Genomic DNA, 15817 nt, shown 5'->3' with positions numbered 1-15817 from the left:
GGGCGTCCTCCTCCGAGCTTCCGGGGACTTCAGGCCAGCAGCCGCCCCACGACGTCCACCAGGTCCTGCCGGACGAGGTCGCCCTTGGTGATGTAGCCGTCCGCCCCGGCCGCCAGCCCCCGCGCCCGGTCCGCCTCCCCTCCTCGCGTGGTGAGGATGACGACGGGCAGGCGGCCCCGGGCAGGGTCGGTCTTCAGGCGCCGGGTGAGCTCCACGCCGTCCATCTCCGGCATCTCCAGGTCGGTGACGACCAGCTCCACCGGAGGGCCCTCCTGCTCCAGCTGCTCCAGCGCGGAAGGGCCGTCCGCCGCCCGGAGGGTGTCGTATCCCACCGCCTCCAGCAGGTTGGCCACCAGCTCGCGGGTGAGGGGCGAGTCGTCCACCACGAGGATCCGGCGGCGGCGCGGTGCCGGCGCGCGCACCGGCGGGCGAGCAAGCTTCAGGGGCACGGTGCCGTGCACGCCCGCCGCCAGCGCGGCCGCGGACAGCACCATGGCAAGCCGCCCGTCCGCGAGCGACGTGGCCCCGGTGAGGTGCGTGAAGCGCGCGAGGATGCCCTTCAGCGGGAGGATGGCCTGGACGCGCTCCTCCAGCACCCGGTCCACCGCCAGTGCGGCCTCCATGCCCTGGCCCTTCACCACCAGCACCAACTCGCCCTCCCGGGCGGGGCGTTCCGCGGCATGCCCCAGGAGCGACGCCAGCGAGGCGAAGGGCAGCACGCGGCCCTCCATCCGCAGGGTGGGACGGCCGGCGACCTCTCCCACCTCGGAGGCGTCCACCTTGAGGGCGCGGGAGACGTGGACGGCGCTCAAGGCGAGCGTCTCGTCGAAGACCTGGACGAAGAGCAGGGGCGCCACGGTGAGGGACACCGGGACGCGCAGGGTGAAGATGGTGCCCCAGCCGGGCGCGGACTCCACGCCCACGTCGCCGCCCAGCGCCTGGAGGGAGGTCCGCACCGCGTCCAGCCCCACGCCCCGACCTGACAGGTCGGTGACCACGTCGCGCGAGGTGAAGCCGGGCAGGAAGACGAGGTCGCGCGCGGCGGCGTCGGACAGGGCGTTGGCGGCGGGCTCGTCCAGCATGCCCCGGCGCACGGCCACGCGCCGCAGGAGCACAGGGTCCATGCCCGCGCCGTCGTCCTCCACGCGCAGGATGATGCGGCTGCCCTCGCGGGAGGCGCGCAGCGTGAGGCAGCCCCGGGGATGCTTGCCGGAGGTGACGCGGTCCACGCGCGTCTCCAGGCCGTGGTCCAGCGCGTTGCGCACCAGGTGCATGAGGGGTTCGCGCAGGGCCTCCACGACGGAGCGGTCCGCGCGGGTGTCCTCGCCGTCCACGACGAGCTCCACCTCCTTGCCCAGCTCCCGCGCCAGGTCGCGGACCATGCGGGGGTAGGGTTCGAAGAGGACGGAGAGCGGCAGCATGCGCAGGCCCTGGATCTCCTCCGACACCTGGCTCAGGTCGCGCAGCTCCGCGTTGGCGAGCAGCTTGGCCTCGCGGTGCAGGGTGGCGGCGAGCTCCTTCGTGCGGCCCAGCCGTTCAGCGAGCGCGACGCCGGCGGGCCCCAGGTCCTCCGCCACGCGGGCCAGTTCGCTCAACTCGCGCACGAGCTCCAGGCGGCGCGCGGTGGCCAGCTCACGGCGGCGGGCCACCTGCCCCAGGTTGGTGACCGCGCTGGTGAGCATGTCCAGGCTGGCCACGCCGATGCGCACGGCCGTGTCCATGCGGACGTCTCCCGTGCGCACCGCGCCCGCCCCGGGCTTCGGCGCGGCGGGAGGGCGCGAGCGGGCGGTGTCAGCCAGCCGCGCGCCTGGGGACGCGGCCGGACTCACCGGGTGCGTGTTCGGAGCGGTGCCCGTCGCGGGGCCCAGGAGGTGCGAAGCTCCCGGGCTTCCCGTCACCGGAGCCACGAGGTGCGAATGGCCCGAGCTTCCGGCGGCCGGACCGCCCGGGTGCGGACCGTGCGAACCCGGCGCGGCCCCAGCATTGGAGCCGAGACCCGGGCCTCCATGCGCGGGCCCCTCCCCATGCGGTGCCGGCGAACCACCGGGCGGCTCCGAGCGGAGGGCCGTCGCGAGGAACTGCGATGCGGCGGCTCCCGGCGACGCGGCGGTGGCCGGCGCGTCCGGGCGCGACACGGGCGTTCCCCAGTGCGCGGGGACCACCACGGCCCCTGACGGCTCCCGGCGATCCGTCACGATGAGATGCGACGCCCCCTCTCCCTTCGCGGTCCGGACGCCCTCCTCCGGGCGGGAGGCACCCGGCGGGCGCGCGGACTCCACGAGGACCCGCTCCTGCAGGGTCGACACCAGCGTCTCCACCGCCAGCAGCGGCTCTCCCGCCTGGAGCGCGCCCGACAGCGCGAGCACCGTGTCCGCCGTGGCGAGCAGCGCGTCGGTGGACTCCGACGACAGACGGTAGCGCTGCGGCTCCGCGCACCGGACCAGCTCCTCCATCTCATGCGCGAGCGTGTTGATTTCACTGAAGCCCATCATCCGGGCCTCGCCCTTGAGGCCGTGCAGCTCGCGCAGCACCCGCTGTCCGGCCTCCAGGTTGCCCCCGGACTCCAGCTCCATCAGGGAGCGGTTGATGCGCTCCAGACGGACGGTGACGAGGTCGCGGAACTGCTTGAGGAGCCGTTCGCTGGGGTTCACCCGCCGCTCCCCCTGCGCAACGTCGCCTGGTGGATCTGGAAGCGCTCCACCACCCCGCGCAGGTCCTGCGCCAGCCCCAACAGGTCGCCGTTCGCCGCGCCCACCTGCTTCGTCGCGTTGAGGCTCTGCTGGGTGATGCGCAGGATGTCCGCCATCGTGTCCGCGAGCTGATCCGTGCCCGCCTGCTGCTGCTGCGTGGACCGGGAGATGATCCGCACCGCGTCCGACGTCTGTCCCGCCAGGCTGACAATCTGGCGGAGCGACTCGGACACCTGCTCCGCGAGCGCCGTCCCCGTCTCCACCGCGCGAACCCCGCCGCCCGTCACCGTCACCGCCGCCGAGGAGGCCTCGCGCACCTCCTCGATGAGTCCTTCAATCTCCTTCGTGGACTCCAGCACGTTCTCCGCGAGCCTGCGCATCTCCGCGGCCACCAGCGAGAAGCCCCGGCCCACCTCCCCTGCCTTGGTGCCCTCCAGCTCCGCGTTGAGCGCCAGGAGGTCGGACTTGTCCGCGACGCCGTTGATGAACTCGACGATCTTCCCAATCTGCTGCACGCGCTTGTTGAGCCGCGACACCGCCGAGCCAATGGCCTGGTTGTCCTGGCGCATGCGCGACATGGCCCCCAGGAAGGACTCCGCGCTGCGCTGTCCGCCCTGGGCCGCCGCGAGCGTGCGCTGGGCGATCTCCGCCACCGAGCTCGCGTTGTCCGCGATCTGCTTCGCGGACCGCGCCAGCTCCTCCGTGGTGGCGCTCGTCTCGTCCAGGCTGCTGGCCTGCTCCGCCGCGCCCGCCTCGTAGCGCCCGGAGGTGCTGAGGATCTCCTCGGTGGTGGCTGAAATCTGGGAGCCCGCGCGCTGCAACTCCGACAGCACGTCCGCCAGGTGCGTGCGCATCGTGGTGAAGGCCGCGGACACCGCCCACACCTCGTCCTCCGCGGGCACCAGCCGGGGGCTGGCCAGGTCGCCCGCGGCGATGCGGCGCGCCTCGCCGGACAGCTCCCGCATGGGCCGGCCCAGCAGCGTCCCGCCCAGGTACGCCGTGGCGAGCGCCAGGCCGAACACGACCGCGCACAGGAGCGCGCTGGACGTGAACGCATCCAGCCGCAGCGCATCCACCAACACGCCCTGCGCGTCCGGGCTGCCCGCGTCCAGGAGCTGCTGGAAGAGCCGGTCCGTCAGCGCCGTCACGACCTGCGCGCACATCACCGCGGGCGTCACCACGCAGATGGCGGTGAAGGCCACCAGCCGCGCGCGGATGCGCGAGCGCCGGGGCAGCGCGGCGATGACCTGCGCGTGCGTCAGCCCCTGCTCCGCCACCCACAGCACCCCGCGCCGCGCCCGCAGCGTGACGAGCCCGTACACGAGCAGCGACGTGAGCGGGCCGAACAGCGCCCCCAGCCCCGCGACCCGCAGCGTGACGTCCCCGGGCAGCTTCATGACCGACCCGAGCGCCAGCGCCACCACGCCCGTCGTCAGCCCCCACAACCCCAGCGAGCGGAAGAACGCCTCGCCCGGCGCGCGCGCCACCTCGCCCACCACGAGCGCCAGGTGCTCGGGCGTGGGGGACAGGTCCCCGCGCTCCAGCGCCCGCAGCCGGGGGAAGCGGCCCAGGGACACGCCCACGCCCAGGACCATGTGCAGCGCGCTCACGCCCACCACCAGGATGACGAGCGTGCCCAGCTGCTGCGTCAGCGGATTCCCCACCACGAGCGACGCGAAGTGCAGCCCCAGCGTGGAGCCCACCAGGTTCGCCAGCGGAATGGGGAACATCAGCTCCCGGCTGAAGGCGGCCCGCCGGGGACTCCCGCGCGAAGGAGGGGCCATGTCACCCACCGCCCTTCGCGCCAGACGAACCCGGCGCCCCGGCGGAGTCGCCACCCGGAGGCTCGACGTGGAAGCGCTGCACCACGTGTTGCAGGTCCGCCGCCAGGGTGGACAGGTCCGCGTTGGCCGCCACCATCTGCTTGGTGGCCGCGGCGTTCTGCTCGGTGACGCGCAGGATGTCCCCCATGGCCGCCGCCAGCTGGTCCGTGCCCGTCTGCTGCTGCAGCGTCGCCAGCGAGATGCTGCGCACCGCGTGCGACGTCTGCCGCGCCAGCTCCAGGATGAGCCCCAGGCTGTCGTCCACCTGCGCCGCCAGCAGCGTGCCCAGCTCCGTCGTCTTCAGGCCCGCCTCCGTGGCCATCACCGCGCCGTTGGTCGCGTCGCGGATCTCCCCGATGAGGCCTTCAATCTCCTTCGTGGAGCGGATGACGTTCTCCGCCAGCCTCCGCATCTCCGCGGCCACCAGCGAGAAGCCCCGGCCCACCTCCCCTGCCTTGGTGCCCTCCAGCTCCGCGTTGAGCGCCAGGAGGTCGGACTTGTCGGCGATCTCGTTGATGAACTCCACCACCTTGCCAATCTGCTGCACGCGCTTGTTGAGGCGCACCACCGCTTCCGCGATGGCCTCGTTGTCCTCCTTCATGCGCTGCATGGCGCCCAGGAAGGCGGTGGCGCCGCGCTGGCCGGACTGCGCCGCGCCGAAGGTCGTCTCCGCGATGGCGGACACGGACTCCGCGTTGTCGGCGATCTGCTGCGCGGACCGGGCCAGCTCCTCCGTGGTGGCGCTGGTGGCGTTGAGCGCCCCGGCCTGCTCGTCCGCGCCCACCTCCTGCTCCGTGCTGGTGGCCACCAGCTGCTCGGTGGTGGAGGAAATCTGGATGCCCGCCCGCTTGAGCTGTGACAGGGCCTGCACCAGCTGCACCTGCATCTGGGTGAAGGCCGCGGAGGTGGCCCACACCTCGTCCTCCGCGTGGATGACGCGCGGGGGCCGCACCTCGCCGCGAGCGATGCGCGTCGCGTCCTCGGTGATGGCGCGCAGGGGCTCCGACAGCGCCGTGCCCGCGAGCGCCGCGGTGCCCAGGATGAGCAGCGTGACGAGCCCCGCGATGAGCCCCAGTGGCGGGCCGTCTCCGTTGCGCGCGCGAGCCATCACCTCCGCCCGTTCGGCGGGCGTGGTGGCCTGGGCCCACGCGTCCACCACCGTCACCGTGCGCGTGAAGGCCACGTCGAGGATGAAGAGGGACGGGCTCAGCACGGCGATGGCGGTGAACACCACCAGCCTGCGGCGGATGTGCATGCGCCGGGGCGGCAGCGCGGCCAGCACCTCCAGCGGCGACGGCCCCAGCGACACCAGCCGCTCCAGCGTGGCCCGCGCGCGGCGCACCACCAGCAGGTAGACGAGCATCGCGCTCAACGGGCCGATGGACAGCCCCAGCACCATCACCCGCACGCCTTCCGTCCACGGCACGTGCACCAGCGTGGGGAAGGCCAGCGCCACCGTCAGCGTGCCGCCCAGCCAGCCCTGCATCACGAACCAGAAGCTGCGGCCGGGGATGGAGGCCACCTCCTGGACCGCCACCAGCAGGTGCTCCGACGTGACGGGCAGCTGACCCTCGCCCAGCGCGAACAGCGTGCGCAGCGCTCGCGTGTCGCGCGCGTACCCCACGCCGATGAACAGCGCGAGCGCACAGAACATCAGCCACGTCAGCGGCGTGCGGCCCGCCTCCGGCAGCGTGTGCGACAGGTGGATGTGCAGGAACGCGACCCCCACGCCCAGGCAGCTGCCCGGGATGCGCGGCCGCGTCGTCCAGCGCCCCAGGGCGCGCAGCTCCGGCGGCGGCGTCATGCGCCCTCCCCGTCCAGCTCTCGCAGGTAGCGCTGGAAGGCGTCCAGGCGCAACAGCGGCCAGAGCACCCCGCGCGTGATGACGAAGCCCCGCAGGCTGCCCCCGGAGGCACCCGCCACCACCGGCGAGGGCGGCAGCACCGACAGCACCTCCGAGTCGATCTCCAGTCCGTCCACGCCCACCGTCTCCCCGGTGGCCGTCACGAGCACGCGCTGGGTGCCCCCGGCGCCGTGGAAGGCCCGGTGGGCGGACACCGTGCCAGCGTCCGGCGCGGCGATGGAGGCCACCTCACCCGCCTCGAAGGCGATGCGGTGCGGCCCCACGTGGCACAGGAGCGTCCCCTCGACCCGGCCCGCGGGAAGCATGGGACCTATCCGCCCTGACTGAGGTGGTCGAAGAGGCCTTCCGGGTCGATGACGGCCACGTCGCGCGAGCCGCTCTTCACGGGGCCGCGCAGGTGGACGTGCACGCCCGAGGGGCCCAGGGGCTCCAGCGGCCCCATCAGGGCGGACACGCCGGCGACGCTGCTGGCGGTGAGGGCCAGCGTTCCGCGGGACAGCCGCACCAGGACGGCGCGGCGGGACCCGGCGGTGACCCCGCCCACCAGCAGGCTCATGTCCACGACGGGGATGACTTCACCCCGGTGCGCGAACACACCCAGCAGGTGGGGCGGGGAACCCGGTACCCGCGTCAGCTCGGGGAAGGTGACGACCTCCGCCGCGGCTTCCGCGGGCACCGCGTACCAACTGTTTCCACACGCGAAGACGAGATAGGACTGGCGTGTTTCCGACTCTAGGGCGGCCATGCGCCCCAGAGCCTACCCCAGAACTAGCGCTGGAACTCCACGCGGCGGTTCTCCGACCAGCCTTCCTCGGTGGCGGCGCTGGAGACCGGGCGGGTCTCACCATAGCCCACCGTGGACAGCCGGTTGCCCGGCACGCCCAGGTCGACCAGGTAGCGCTTCACGGCCGCGGCGCGGCGGTTGGACAGCTGGAGGTTGTACTCCTCCGTGCCGCGCTCGTCCGCGTGGCCGCCCAGGGTGATCTTGCCCTGGCTGGCCTTGATGCAGGCCGCCAGCTCGCCCAGGCGCGACTGCGCGCTGGAGTCCAGGGTGGACTCGTTGAAGCCGAAGGGCACCGGCGAGTAGTCGCACTTGGAGCTGGCGTCCGCCGTCACGCACTTGCCGGACTGGCACTCCTGGCCCTCACCGCAGTCGGTGCTGGCGGAGCAGGTGTCCTTGGGGGCCTGGCAGCGGCCGGCCTGGCACTTGCCACCGTTGCACGCGGAGTCGTCCTTGCACTGGGCCTCGGCGCACTTGCCGGCCTCGCAGATGCGGCCGGTGCCACAGGCCGTGTCCGTGGTGCACTCAGGAGGCTTGGGCGCGCACTTGTTGGCCTGGCAGGTGAAGCCCTCGCGGCAGTTCGCGTCCGTCGCGCACTCCTGGCACTGGCCCTGGACGCAGACCTCGCCCTTCTCCTGGCACTGCTCGTCGTTGTTGCACTTGGGGTAGGTGGGCGGGCACCCGGTCATCACGGCCACGGCGAGGGCCAACCCGGCCCAAAGCGAAATCCGACGCATCATTCCTCCGACAGCAACCACGGGAAAAGAGAGGCCCACAGGGAGTGGGCCAGGGCTGTCGCGTGTAGTCGGACCCACCGGGGAGAGTCAAAAGATTTGTCCTTTCCCTGGCCTTCCGGACGGCACGAGACGCTTGAAGCCCCGATTATTTCCATGAGAGTGTGAGCGGTTTGCCCATGCCCGCCGCCGTCCTCATCGTCGATGACGAGAAGAACATCCTCCTCACCCTGAGCCAGTCGTTGCAGCTGGCCGGCTACCGCACGGAGCTGGCCAGCAGCGGGCAGGTGGCGCTGGACGTGGTGAGCGCGCGTCCGGTGGACGCGGTGTTGATGGACGTGAAGATGCCGGACATGGACGGCCTCACGGTGCTGGCGAAGCTCACCGCCCTCAAGCCGGACCTGCCCGTCATCATGATGTCGGGCCACGGCACCATCGACACGGCGGTGAAGGCGACGCAGCTGGGCGCGCGCGACTTCCTGGAGAAGCCCCTGGCACGCGACCGGCTGCTGGTGGCGCTGCGCAACGCCCTCAAGCACCAGGCGGCGATGGAGGAACTGCAGGAGCTGCGCGCGCAGCTGGGCCGCTTCGACATGGTGGGCGGCGGTCCCGCCATGCAGCGCATCTTCTCCCTCATCCAGCGGACAGCCCCCAGCGAGGGGCGCGTGCTCATCACCGGTGAGAACGGCACCGGCAAGGAGCTCATCGCGCGGGCGCTGCACCAGCACTCCAAGCGCAAGGGCGGGCCGTTCGTGAAGCTCAACTGCGCCGCGGTGCCGCACGACCTCATCGAGAGCGAGCTGTTCGGCCATGAGAAGGGCGCCTTCACCGGCGCGGTGAGCGTGCGGCGCGGCAAGTTCGAGCTGGCGCACGAGGGCACCCTCTTCCTGGACGAGATTGGCGACATGCCGGCCGCCATGCAGTCGAAGCTGCTGCGCGTGCTCCAGGAGGGAGAACTGGAGCGCGTGGGCGGCGCGGAGACGCTCAAGGTGGACGTGCGCGTCATCGCCGCGACGAACAAGAATCTGGAGAAGGAGATCGCCGCGGGGCGCTTCCGCGAGGACCTCTACTACCGCATCAACGTCGTGCAGATTCACTCCCCGCCGCTGCGCGAGCGCCGCGAGGACCTGCCGGACCTCATCGACACGTTCCTGCGCGAGGCGTGCGCGAAGAACGGGCGGCGGCCGCTGGCCCTGTCACCGGACGCGCTCGCGGTGATGAGCGCGTATGACTACCCGGGCAACGTGCGCGAGCTGCGCAACCTGGTGGAGCGGCTGGCCATCCTCTGCGAGGGCCCGGTCGTGTCACGCACGGACGCGCTGGAGCTGCTGCCCCGGGGCCGTCCCCTGCCGCCGATGCCCGAGCCCACCGTGGGCGGGGATGCTCCGCCCGTCGCGCCGCCTGCCGCGCAGGCCGTGCCCGCCGCCGAGCCCGCCGCAAGCGCTGGCGGATGGAAGCCGCGCGTGGATCAGACCTTCCGCGAACAGGTGGAGGACGCGGAGCGGGAGATCATCCAGCGGGTGCTCGCCCACACGCATGACAACGTGACGGAGGCGGCGCGCATCCTCGACCTGGAGCGCGGGCACTTCTACAAGAAGATGAAGGCCCTGGGCCTGCGCCGCGGGCAGTCCGAAGCCTGAGTCCCGGGCCTCAGAACTGGCCCATGAGGCCGCCCACGACGGCCCCCTTCTTCGACATGCCGAACACGGGCGTGACCTGGGCGCCCGGGAGGACGGGGGTCGTGGGGGGCCATGCGCCAGTGCCTTCGAGGCTCTGGGACAACCCGTAGCCCAGGAACGAGCCCACGAAGGGCATCACCACCAGCCCGATGATGCCCACGGAATGGAGGGTGCTGTCGTCGCTGAGGGTGAGCAGCGCGGAAGGCAGCGCGCCCAGGGAGGCCCCCAGCAGGGTGAGGCCATAGCCGCCCTCCCCTCCTGACATCCTTCCGGCGAAGTAGATGGGAATCGAGGTTCCGATCGCCGCCCCCAACCCCGTGGGGATGAGGCTCGTGGGAGAGCCCGGGCAGCCCGACACATCGCACTGGCTGTCCACCCCCATGCCGATGAGCAGCCCGGTCAACGTGCCACTCACGAAGCCAGCGCTCCCCATCAGCACTCCCAGGCCGAGGTGCTTGCCCACCCGATAGTCGTTCGAGGCCTTCACCAGACCCGTACCAGGGGCGAAGGACGGCTCCGGCGCCATGCCGGGCGGCACCAGCAGGTTCAGCGATTCCGGGTCCCGCGCCTGGCCCCATGCGACCTCGGGCCCGAATGACAGCCACAGCACCAGCAGAGCCCCTGGGTATCGACGCATCACTGTCCCCCGCGCGGGTGAACCACCCGACCGCCTCCAACGCTACCAGCGCGGGCGCCGCCTCGCCGGGCCGCTCGCCCTCCCCGTCCTGCGTGCCATCCATCACACGCTCGCGTCCGACCCGGGGCCTGTTGCGTGGACGCGTTGACGTCCGCGGGACGCGTCTGGTCTATTCGCGTCCACGGGTGCCGAGGGGTGCCCGCCGCCCGGAAAGACGACGTCACCCTCGCTGCACCCGCTGTCGCCAGACCCTGATGCAGTCCTTCCACGGTCCCCCAACGGGTGAGGGCCAGCACCGGAGGATTCGTCATGGGAACCGGCAGCACCCTCCCCGTCACGTTGCATGAATACAAGGTCCGCGCGTCCCTGCTCCTCAAGGACCTGGACGCGTCCGACACCGCCCGAGCCACGCGCGCCGCGGAACGGATGCGCGCCCTGCCCTTCTTCGCGGCCCTGCCCCTGGGCGAGGTGCTCGCGCGCAAGGACAGCGTGCAGCACAAACACGGGCTCGCCGTCATCGCGCGGGAAGCCGGGCACGCCACCTGGGCGGACCTGAAGCAGGCCCTGGAGGGCGGTGCGCGGGGGTTGGACACGCGCGCCTTCTTCCAGAAGGTCCAGGCCGTGTTCCTCAACCGGTGGTTCTCCACCCACGAAGAGGCCGCGCGGTCGCTGGAGGCGCAGGGCGGCTTCCTCTTCCCCTTCCGCGACCAGTGCTTCATCTGCGAGGCCGGCTTCCTCCAGGCGCTGGGCGTTGATGCGCGGGACGCGGACTGGGAACGGATGGGCCGCGACTGGGTGCGCCCCCGGGACGCCGCCGCGAAGGAGCGGCTGGAAGCGAAGCTCGTCGCGCTGGGCTACGGAGGCCACCATGTCCGGTGACGACTCGCGCGCGGCCCGCGCCGAACGCAAGCGCGCGTACAAGGAAGCGGAGGTGCCCATGGGCATCTACGCCATCCGCTGTCACGCGAACGGCAAGCTCTTCATCGGCCACGCCCTCAACCTGACCGCGATGTTCAACCGCATCCGGTTCGAGTTCGCCCAGCGCATGCACCGCGTCCCGGAGCTGCAGGCGGACTGGGAGCGCCATGGCGAGGCGGCCTTCTCCTTCGAGGTGCTGGACAAGCTCAAGCCCCGCGAGGAGCCCGGCGGCCCGCCCCCCGTGGAGGAGCTGAAGGTGCTGGAGGAGATGTGGCTGGAGCGCCTGAAGCCCTATGGCGACGCCGGCTACAACACGCCGTCCGGGAGCTGACACGGGGGGTTCAACCGACCTCCGCGCACAGGCGAACCACCGCGCCGGGTGCCCCGGCGCGGCGGGACGTGCGAGGATGGCGGCCTCTCATGAGCACGAGCGCCGCCCCCATCCTCGGCATCGACTTCGGGACCACCAACACCGCGGCGGCCTTCTTCGACAAGGCGAACAAGCTGCGCGTGGTGCCCATCGCGGAGAAGAGCCTCACGCTGCCCTCCATCGCGTGGTTCCACGCGGGCGACAAGGCGATTGTCGGCCCCGCGGCGCGGCGGCAGATCATCGATGACCCGCGCCACACCATCTTCGGCGCCAAGCGCTTCCTGGGGCGCCGCTTCCAGTCCGAATACGTGGCCCGCCACCGCAACCGCTTCGCCTTCGAGCTGGTGGAGGGCCCGGACGGCTACACCGCCGTGCAGGTCTACGGGAAGGTGACGCCGCTCATCGACGTGGCGCACTTCATCCTCAAGCACATCAACACGCTGGCCACGCACGCGGCCGGAGCGAAGTTCGAGGAGTGCGTGCTCACCGTGCCCGCGCACGCCAACATCCGCCAGCGCGAGGCCATCCGCTGCGCAGCGGAGAAGGCAGGCCTGCGCGTGCGCGCCATCGTCAACGAGCCCACCGCCGCGGCGCTCTACTACGCCAACCTGCGCAACCCCGAGCAGACGGTGATGGTGTTCGACCTGGGCGGCGGCACCTTCGACGTCACCCTCATGTCCGTGCAGAACCGCGTGGTGAAGGTGCTGGCCACCGGCGGCGACGCGTTCCTCGGCGGCGCCAACTTCGACGAGGCCATCGTCGAGGCGCTGGTGGACGACTTCAAGAAGGAGCACGGCATCGACCTGCGCGACAACAAGGTCGTGATGCAGCGCCTGGTCTTCGCCGCCGAGTCCGCGAAGATCGCGCTCTCCAGCGGCGCGTCCGTCCCCATCCGCATCCCCTGCATCACCCAGAAGGACGGCGCCTTCGTGGACTTCAACGTCACGCTCACGCGTGAGCGGATGGAGGCCATGGTGTTCCAGCTCATCGAGCGCACCGCCGCCGCGTGCGACGACGTGCTGGAGAAGGCGGGCATGAAGCCGGACGCCATCGACGAGCTGGTGATGGTGGGCGGCCAGACGCGCATGCCCGCCATCCGCAAGCGCCTGTCCCACTTCAAGAAGCTGTCGTCGGATAAAGAAGTGCACCCGGAGCTGGGCGTGGCCGTGGGCGCGGCCATCCTCGGGCGCAACCTGGCGCGCGGCATCAGCGGCCTGTCGGACGTGGTGCCCATGCCCATTGGCGCCATGGTGCCCGGCGGCGGCCAGCACGAGGTGCTCCCCGCCAACACGCCCGTGCCCGGCACGCGCTCCGTGGACCTGGAGCTGCCGCCCTGGCCCGGTCCCGTGCCGGTGGCGCTGTTCGAAGCGCTGGACCGCACCACCGTGGAGCGCGAGCTGTTGGGCACCGTGCGCATCGAACCGGACTGGCGCGTGGCCCACCCGGGCCCCACCACGCTGGAGCTGCGCATGGGGCCGGACTTCGCCCTCACCGCCAGCCTCGTCGCGAAGGATGGACAGCGGCGGCCGCTCACCATCAGCGACCCGAACGCGCCCCAGCGCGCCTGAAGGCCGTCAGCCCGCGGCGCGGGCCGTCACCGTGCCCTTGAGCTGCTCCAGAAGCCGGCGGCTCTCATCCAGCGCCTCCTGGCAGTGGGCCACGAGCGGCTCCAGCCCCTCCAGCACCCGGGCGTCCGCGCGCTGCTCGATGTCCCAGCACAGCGACTCCAGCGTGGCCGCCCCGAAGTAGGCCGCGTTGGACTTGAGCGTGTGCGCGGCCCGCGCCAGGGTCTCCAGCTCGCCGCGCGCGAGCGCTCCCCGCGCGTCGTCCATCAGCCGGGGCATGCTCTCCAGCGCGGTGTCCACGAGCTCCGGGAGCATCCGCTCCACCTGCCCGTCCAACGACTGCCAGAGCCTGTCCAGCGCGCCCGCCTCCAGCCCCCGGATGCGCGGGGCGCCCATGCGGGGAGCCTCCGGCGCGCGGGCGACGGGAGCGGCTCCGGGCTCGCGAGGCAGGCGCTCCCAGGCGCGGCGCAGCGCGGAGATGAGCTCCTCCACGCGGATGGGCTTGCTGAGGAAGTCGTCCATGCCCGCGTCCAGGCACTCGCGCCGGTCCGCCGTCATCGCGTTGGCCGTCATGGCGATGACCCACGGCTGCTCGCTGACGGGCACGTCCTTGCGCAGCTGGCGCGTCGTCTCCAGCCCGTCCAGCTCCGGCATCTGGACGTCCATCAGCACGACGTCGTAGCGCTTGCGGGACATCAGGCTGAGCCCCTCGCGCCCGTTGTTCGCGGTGTCCGCCGGGTAGCCCAGCCTGTCCAGCACCAGCAGCGCCAGCTTCTGGTTGGTGGGGTTGTCCTCCACCAGCAGGATGCGCAGCGGCATCTGTTCGCCGGGGCGCGTGTTGAACACGGAGCGCTCGCGCGTGGCGGGCGCGGGCGAAACCGGCAGGGGCCGCGCGGCGATGAGGTCCTGGGCCAGGCACGTCATCAGCGCGTCGTGCAGGTGTGACGCCTTCACGGGCCGGGGCAGCACCGCGGTGAACATCCCGGGCGGCTGCGCGTCGCGCTGGTCGTACGAGGTGAGCAGCAGCAGGGGCAGCTCGCGCGCGTCGCGCTGCTGGCGGATGTGCGCCGCCAGCGTGGGGCCGTCCATCACCGGCATGCGGTGGTCCAGGATGGCCAGGTCGAAGCGGGCGCCGGACTCCAGCTTCGTCAGCGCCTCCGCGCCGGAGCCCACCTCCACGATGGCCATCCCCCACGCGGCCAGCTGACGGCCCAGCAGCTTGCGGTTGATGGCGTTGTCGTCCACCACCAGCACGCGCCGGCCGTGCAGCTTCAGCGCGTCCGGGCGCAGGGCGTCCGCGCTGCGCGGGGCCTCGCGCGCCTGGAAGGTGAAGTGGAACGTGGCGCCCCGGCCCGGCACGCCCTCGCTCTCCATCCACAGCCGCCCGCCCATGGCCTCCACCAGCCGCTTGCTGATGGCGAGCCCCAGCCCCGTGCCGCCGTAGCGGCGCGACACGGACTCATCCAGCTGGTTGAAGGGCTGGAACAGGCCGCCGCGCGCGGCCTCGGTGATGCCCAGGCCGGTGTCCTGCACCGCGAAGTGCAGCTCGAAGAGGCCGCCCGGCGCGAGCGGCTGGCGCGGCGTGTCCACGGAGATGGACACCCCGCCGCGCTCGGTGAACTTCACCGCGTTGCCCACCAGGTTGAGCAGCACCTGCCGCAGGCGCGCGCCGTCGCCCACCACGCTGACGGGCGTCTCGTCCGTGACGTGGTAGCCCAGGTCCAGGGACTTCTCGCTCGCGCGCATGGCGAGCAGGTCCAACACGGACTCCACGCACTGGCGCAGGTTGAAGGGCTGCTGCTCCAGTTCGACCCGGCCGGCTTCGATCTTGGAGAAGTCCAGCATGTCGTTGAGCAGCCCCAACAACGCATCCCCGCTCTGGCGGATGGTGGACGCGAAGTCGCGCTGCTCGGGCGTGAGCGCCGTGTCCATGAGCAGCCCCGCCATGCCGATGATGGCGTTCATCGGCGTGCGGATTTCATGGCTCACGGTGGCCAGGAACAGGCTCTTGGCCTGGTTGGCGTGCTCGGCGGCCTGGCGCGCCCGCTGGAGGTCGGTGACGTCGTGGTAGATGGCGATGAAGCCCATGGACTGCCCGGCCACCGTCACCGGCAGCGCGCGCAGCTCCACGTCCACCACCGTGCCGTCCTTGCGCGCGCGCCGGGTGACGACGTGCACGCGGTCCATGCGCAGCACCTCGCGCGACGTCTCCTCGGCCTCCGGACGGATGCCGTCCACGTTGGCCACCAGCTTGAGGATGTTGCGCCCCAGCGCCTCCTGCGGCGTGTAGCCGAAGAGCCGCTCCGCGGCGGGGTTCCAGGTCAGCACCTCGAAGGCGCGGCTGATGGTGACGATGGCCACGGGGCTGTGGCGCACCACCGCCTCGAAGAACTCCTTCTGCTGCCGGAGGATGGACTCAGCGGCCTGCGCTGCGTCCATGCCGCGGATGAGCAGCATCCAGCCACCGTCCTGCGGCACCGCCAGCACCCGCACCGGGTGCACCGGGCCCACGTGGCAGTCCATCTCCAGGGGAGCCCCGTCCGGGGAGGGAACCTGGGGAGGCGTCCAGCCCGGCAGCACCCGGTCCACCGCCTGTCCCACCAACAGGTCGCGCGGCCCCAGCAGCGCCTCCGCGGCGCGGTTCACGGCCACGACCCGCAGGGTCGGGTCCAGGACGAGCACGCCGTCTCGCGTGTGCTCGAACAAGGCCGGATACGCGCTGGGTGGCAGTTCGGACAACCTTCCCCCTCCGTTCA

Annotated in this window: 12 protein-coding genes; 4 read left to right on the top strand and 8 right to left on the bottom strand. The window is 72.0% G+C overall.

Annotated elements, in window-relative coordinates; all coding sequences use genetic code 11:
• Positions 1-29: 29 nt before the first annotated feature.
• From D7W81_RS01715 to D7W81_RS01690, 6 genes are read right to left on the bottom strand one after another with little or no spacing between them, the layout of a single operon-like run.
• The gene (locus D7W81_RS01715) at positions 30-2651 is read right to left on the bottom strand and encodes a response regulator (RefSeq protein WP_120553544.1); all 2622 of its coding nucleotides are present in this window, start codon (positions 2649-2651) and stop codon (positions 30-32) included.
• Positions 2648-4474 (bottom strand): methyl-accepting chemotaxis protein, encoded by a 1827-nt coding sequence (locus tag D7W81_RS01710; protein WP_120553543.1) that lies wholly within the window; start codon positions 4472-4474, stop codon positions 2648-2650. Before D7W81_RS01710 ends, D7W81_RS01715 begins: the two co-directional genes overlap by 4 nt.
• A 1-nt stretch (position 4475) precedes the next feature.
• Positions 4476-6317, bottom strand: a complete 1842-nt coding sequence (locus tag D7W81_RS01705; protein ID WP_120553542.1) for a methyl-accepting chemotaxis protein — start codon at positions 6315-6317, stop codon at positions 4476-4478.
• A complete protein-coding gene (locus tag D7W81_RS01700; RefSeq protein ID WP_120553541.1) occupies positions 6314-6682 on the bottom strand; it encodes a protein CrdC in 369 nt (122 codons plus the stop codon). The genes D7W81_RS01705 and D7W81_RS01700 overlap by 4 nt, the downstream gene beginning before the upstream one ends.
• A gap of 5 nt (positions 6683-6687) precedes the next feature.
• Positions 6688-7122: a chemotaxis protein CheW gene (locus D7W81_RS01695; protein WP_120553540.1), complete on the bottom strand. Its 435-nt coding sequence runs from the start codon at positions 7120-7122 to the stop codon at positions 6688-6690.
• A gap of 23 nt (positions 7123-7145) precedes the next feature.
• The gene (locus D7W81_RS01690; protein ID WP_120553556.1) at positions 7146-7895 is read right to left on the bottom strand and encodes an OmpA family protein; all 750 of its coding nucleotides are present in this window, start codon (positions 7893-7895) and stop codon (positions 7146-7148) included.
• Positions 7896-8071: 176 nt separating this feature from the next.
• Between D7W81_RS01690 and D7W81_RS01685 the strand changes: the two genes are divergently transcribed.
• On the top strand, positions 8072-9532 hold the full coding sequence (locus tag D7W81_RS01685; RefSeq protein ID WP_120553539.1) for a sigma-54-dependent transcriptional regulator: 1461 nt from the start codon (positions 8072-8074) through the stop codon (positions 9530-9532).
• Between the two features lie 10 nt (positions 9533-9542).
• On the opposite strand, the gene D7W81_RS01680 is transcribed toward D7W81_RS01685, so the two are convergent.
• Positions 9543-10208, bottom strand: a complete 666-nt coding sequence (locus tag D7W81_RS01680) for a hypothetical protein (RefSeq protein WP_147445314.1) — start codon at positions 10206-10208, stop codon at positions 9543-9545.
• Positions 10209-10517: 309 nt separating this feature from the next.
• On the opposite strand from D7W81_RS01680, the gene D7W81_RS42920 reads away from it, so the two are divergent.
• The 3 genes from D7W81_RS42920 to D7W81_RS01670 all read left to right on the top strand — a co-directional run bounded on the left by D7W81_RS42920 (position 10518) and on the right by D7W81_RS01670 (position 13064).
• Complete coding sequence (locus D7W81_RS42920; protein ID WP_208721119.1) at positions 10518-11087, top strand: hypothetical protein; 570 nt, start codon at positions 10518-10520, stop codon at positions 11085-11087.
• A complete protein-coding gene (locus D7W81_RS42915) occupies positions 11077-11457 on the top strand; it encodes a GIY-YIG nuclease family protein (RefSeq protein WP_208721117.1) in 381 nt (126 codons plus the stop codon). The genes D7W81_RS42920 and D7W81_RS42915 overlap by 11 nt, the downstream gene beginning before the upstream one ends.
• Positions 11458-11546: 89 nt before the next feature.
• Complete coding sequence (locus D7W81_RS01670) at positions 11547-13064, top strand: Hsp70 family protein (protein ID WP_120553537.1); 1518 nt, start codon at positions 11547-11549, stop codon at positions 13062-13064.
• A 6-nt stretch (positions 13065-13070) separates the two neighbouring features.
• On the opposite strand, the gene D7W81_RS01665 is transcribed toward D7W81_RS01670, so the two are convergent.
• Positions 13071-15800 carry a PAS domain-containing hybrid sensor histidine kinase/response regulator gene (locus tag D7W81_RS01665; protein ID WP_120553536.1) on the bottom strand — a complete coding sequence of 910 codons (2730 nt, stop codon included), beginning with the start codon at positions 15798-15800 and terminating at the stop codon, positions 13071-13073.
• Positions 15801-15817: the final 17 nt, after the last annotated feature.

This window comes from Corallococcus aberystwythensis, assembly GCF_003612165.1.
GTDB lineage: Bacteria > Myxococcota > Myxococcia > Myxococcales > Myxococcaceae > Corallococcus > Corallococcus aberystwythensis.
The sequence above is the reverse complement of the archived record's forward strand: the minus strand, read 5'-3'. Positions and strand labels throughout refer to the sequence as shown.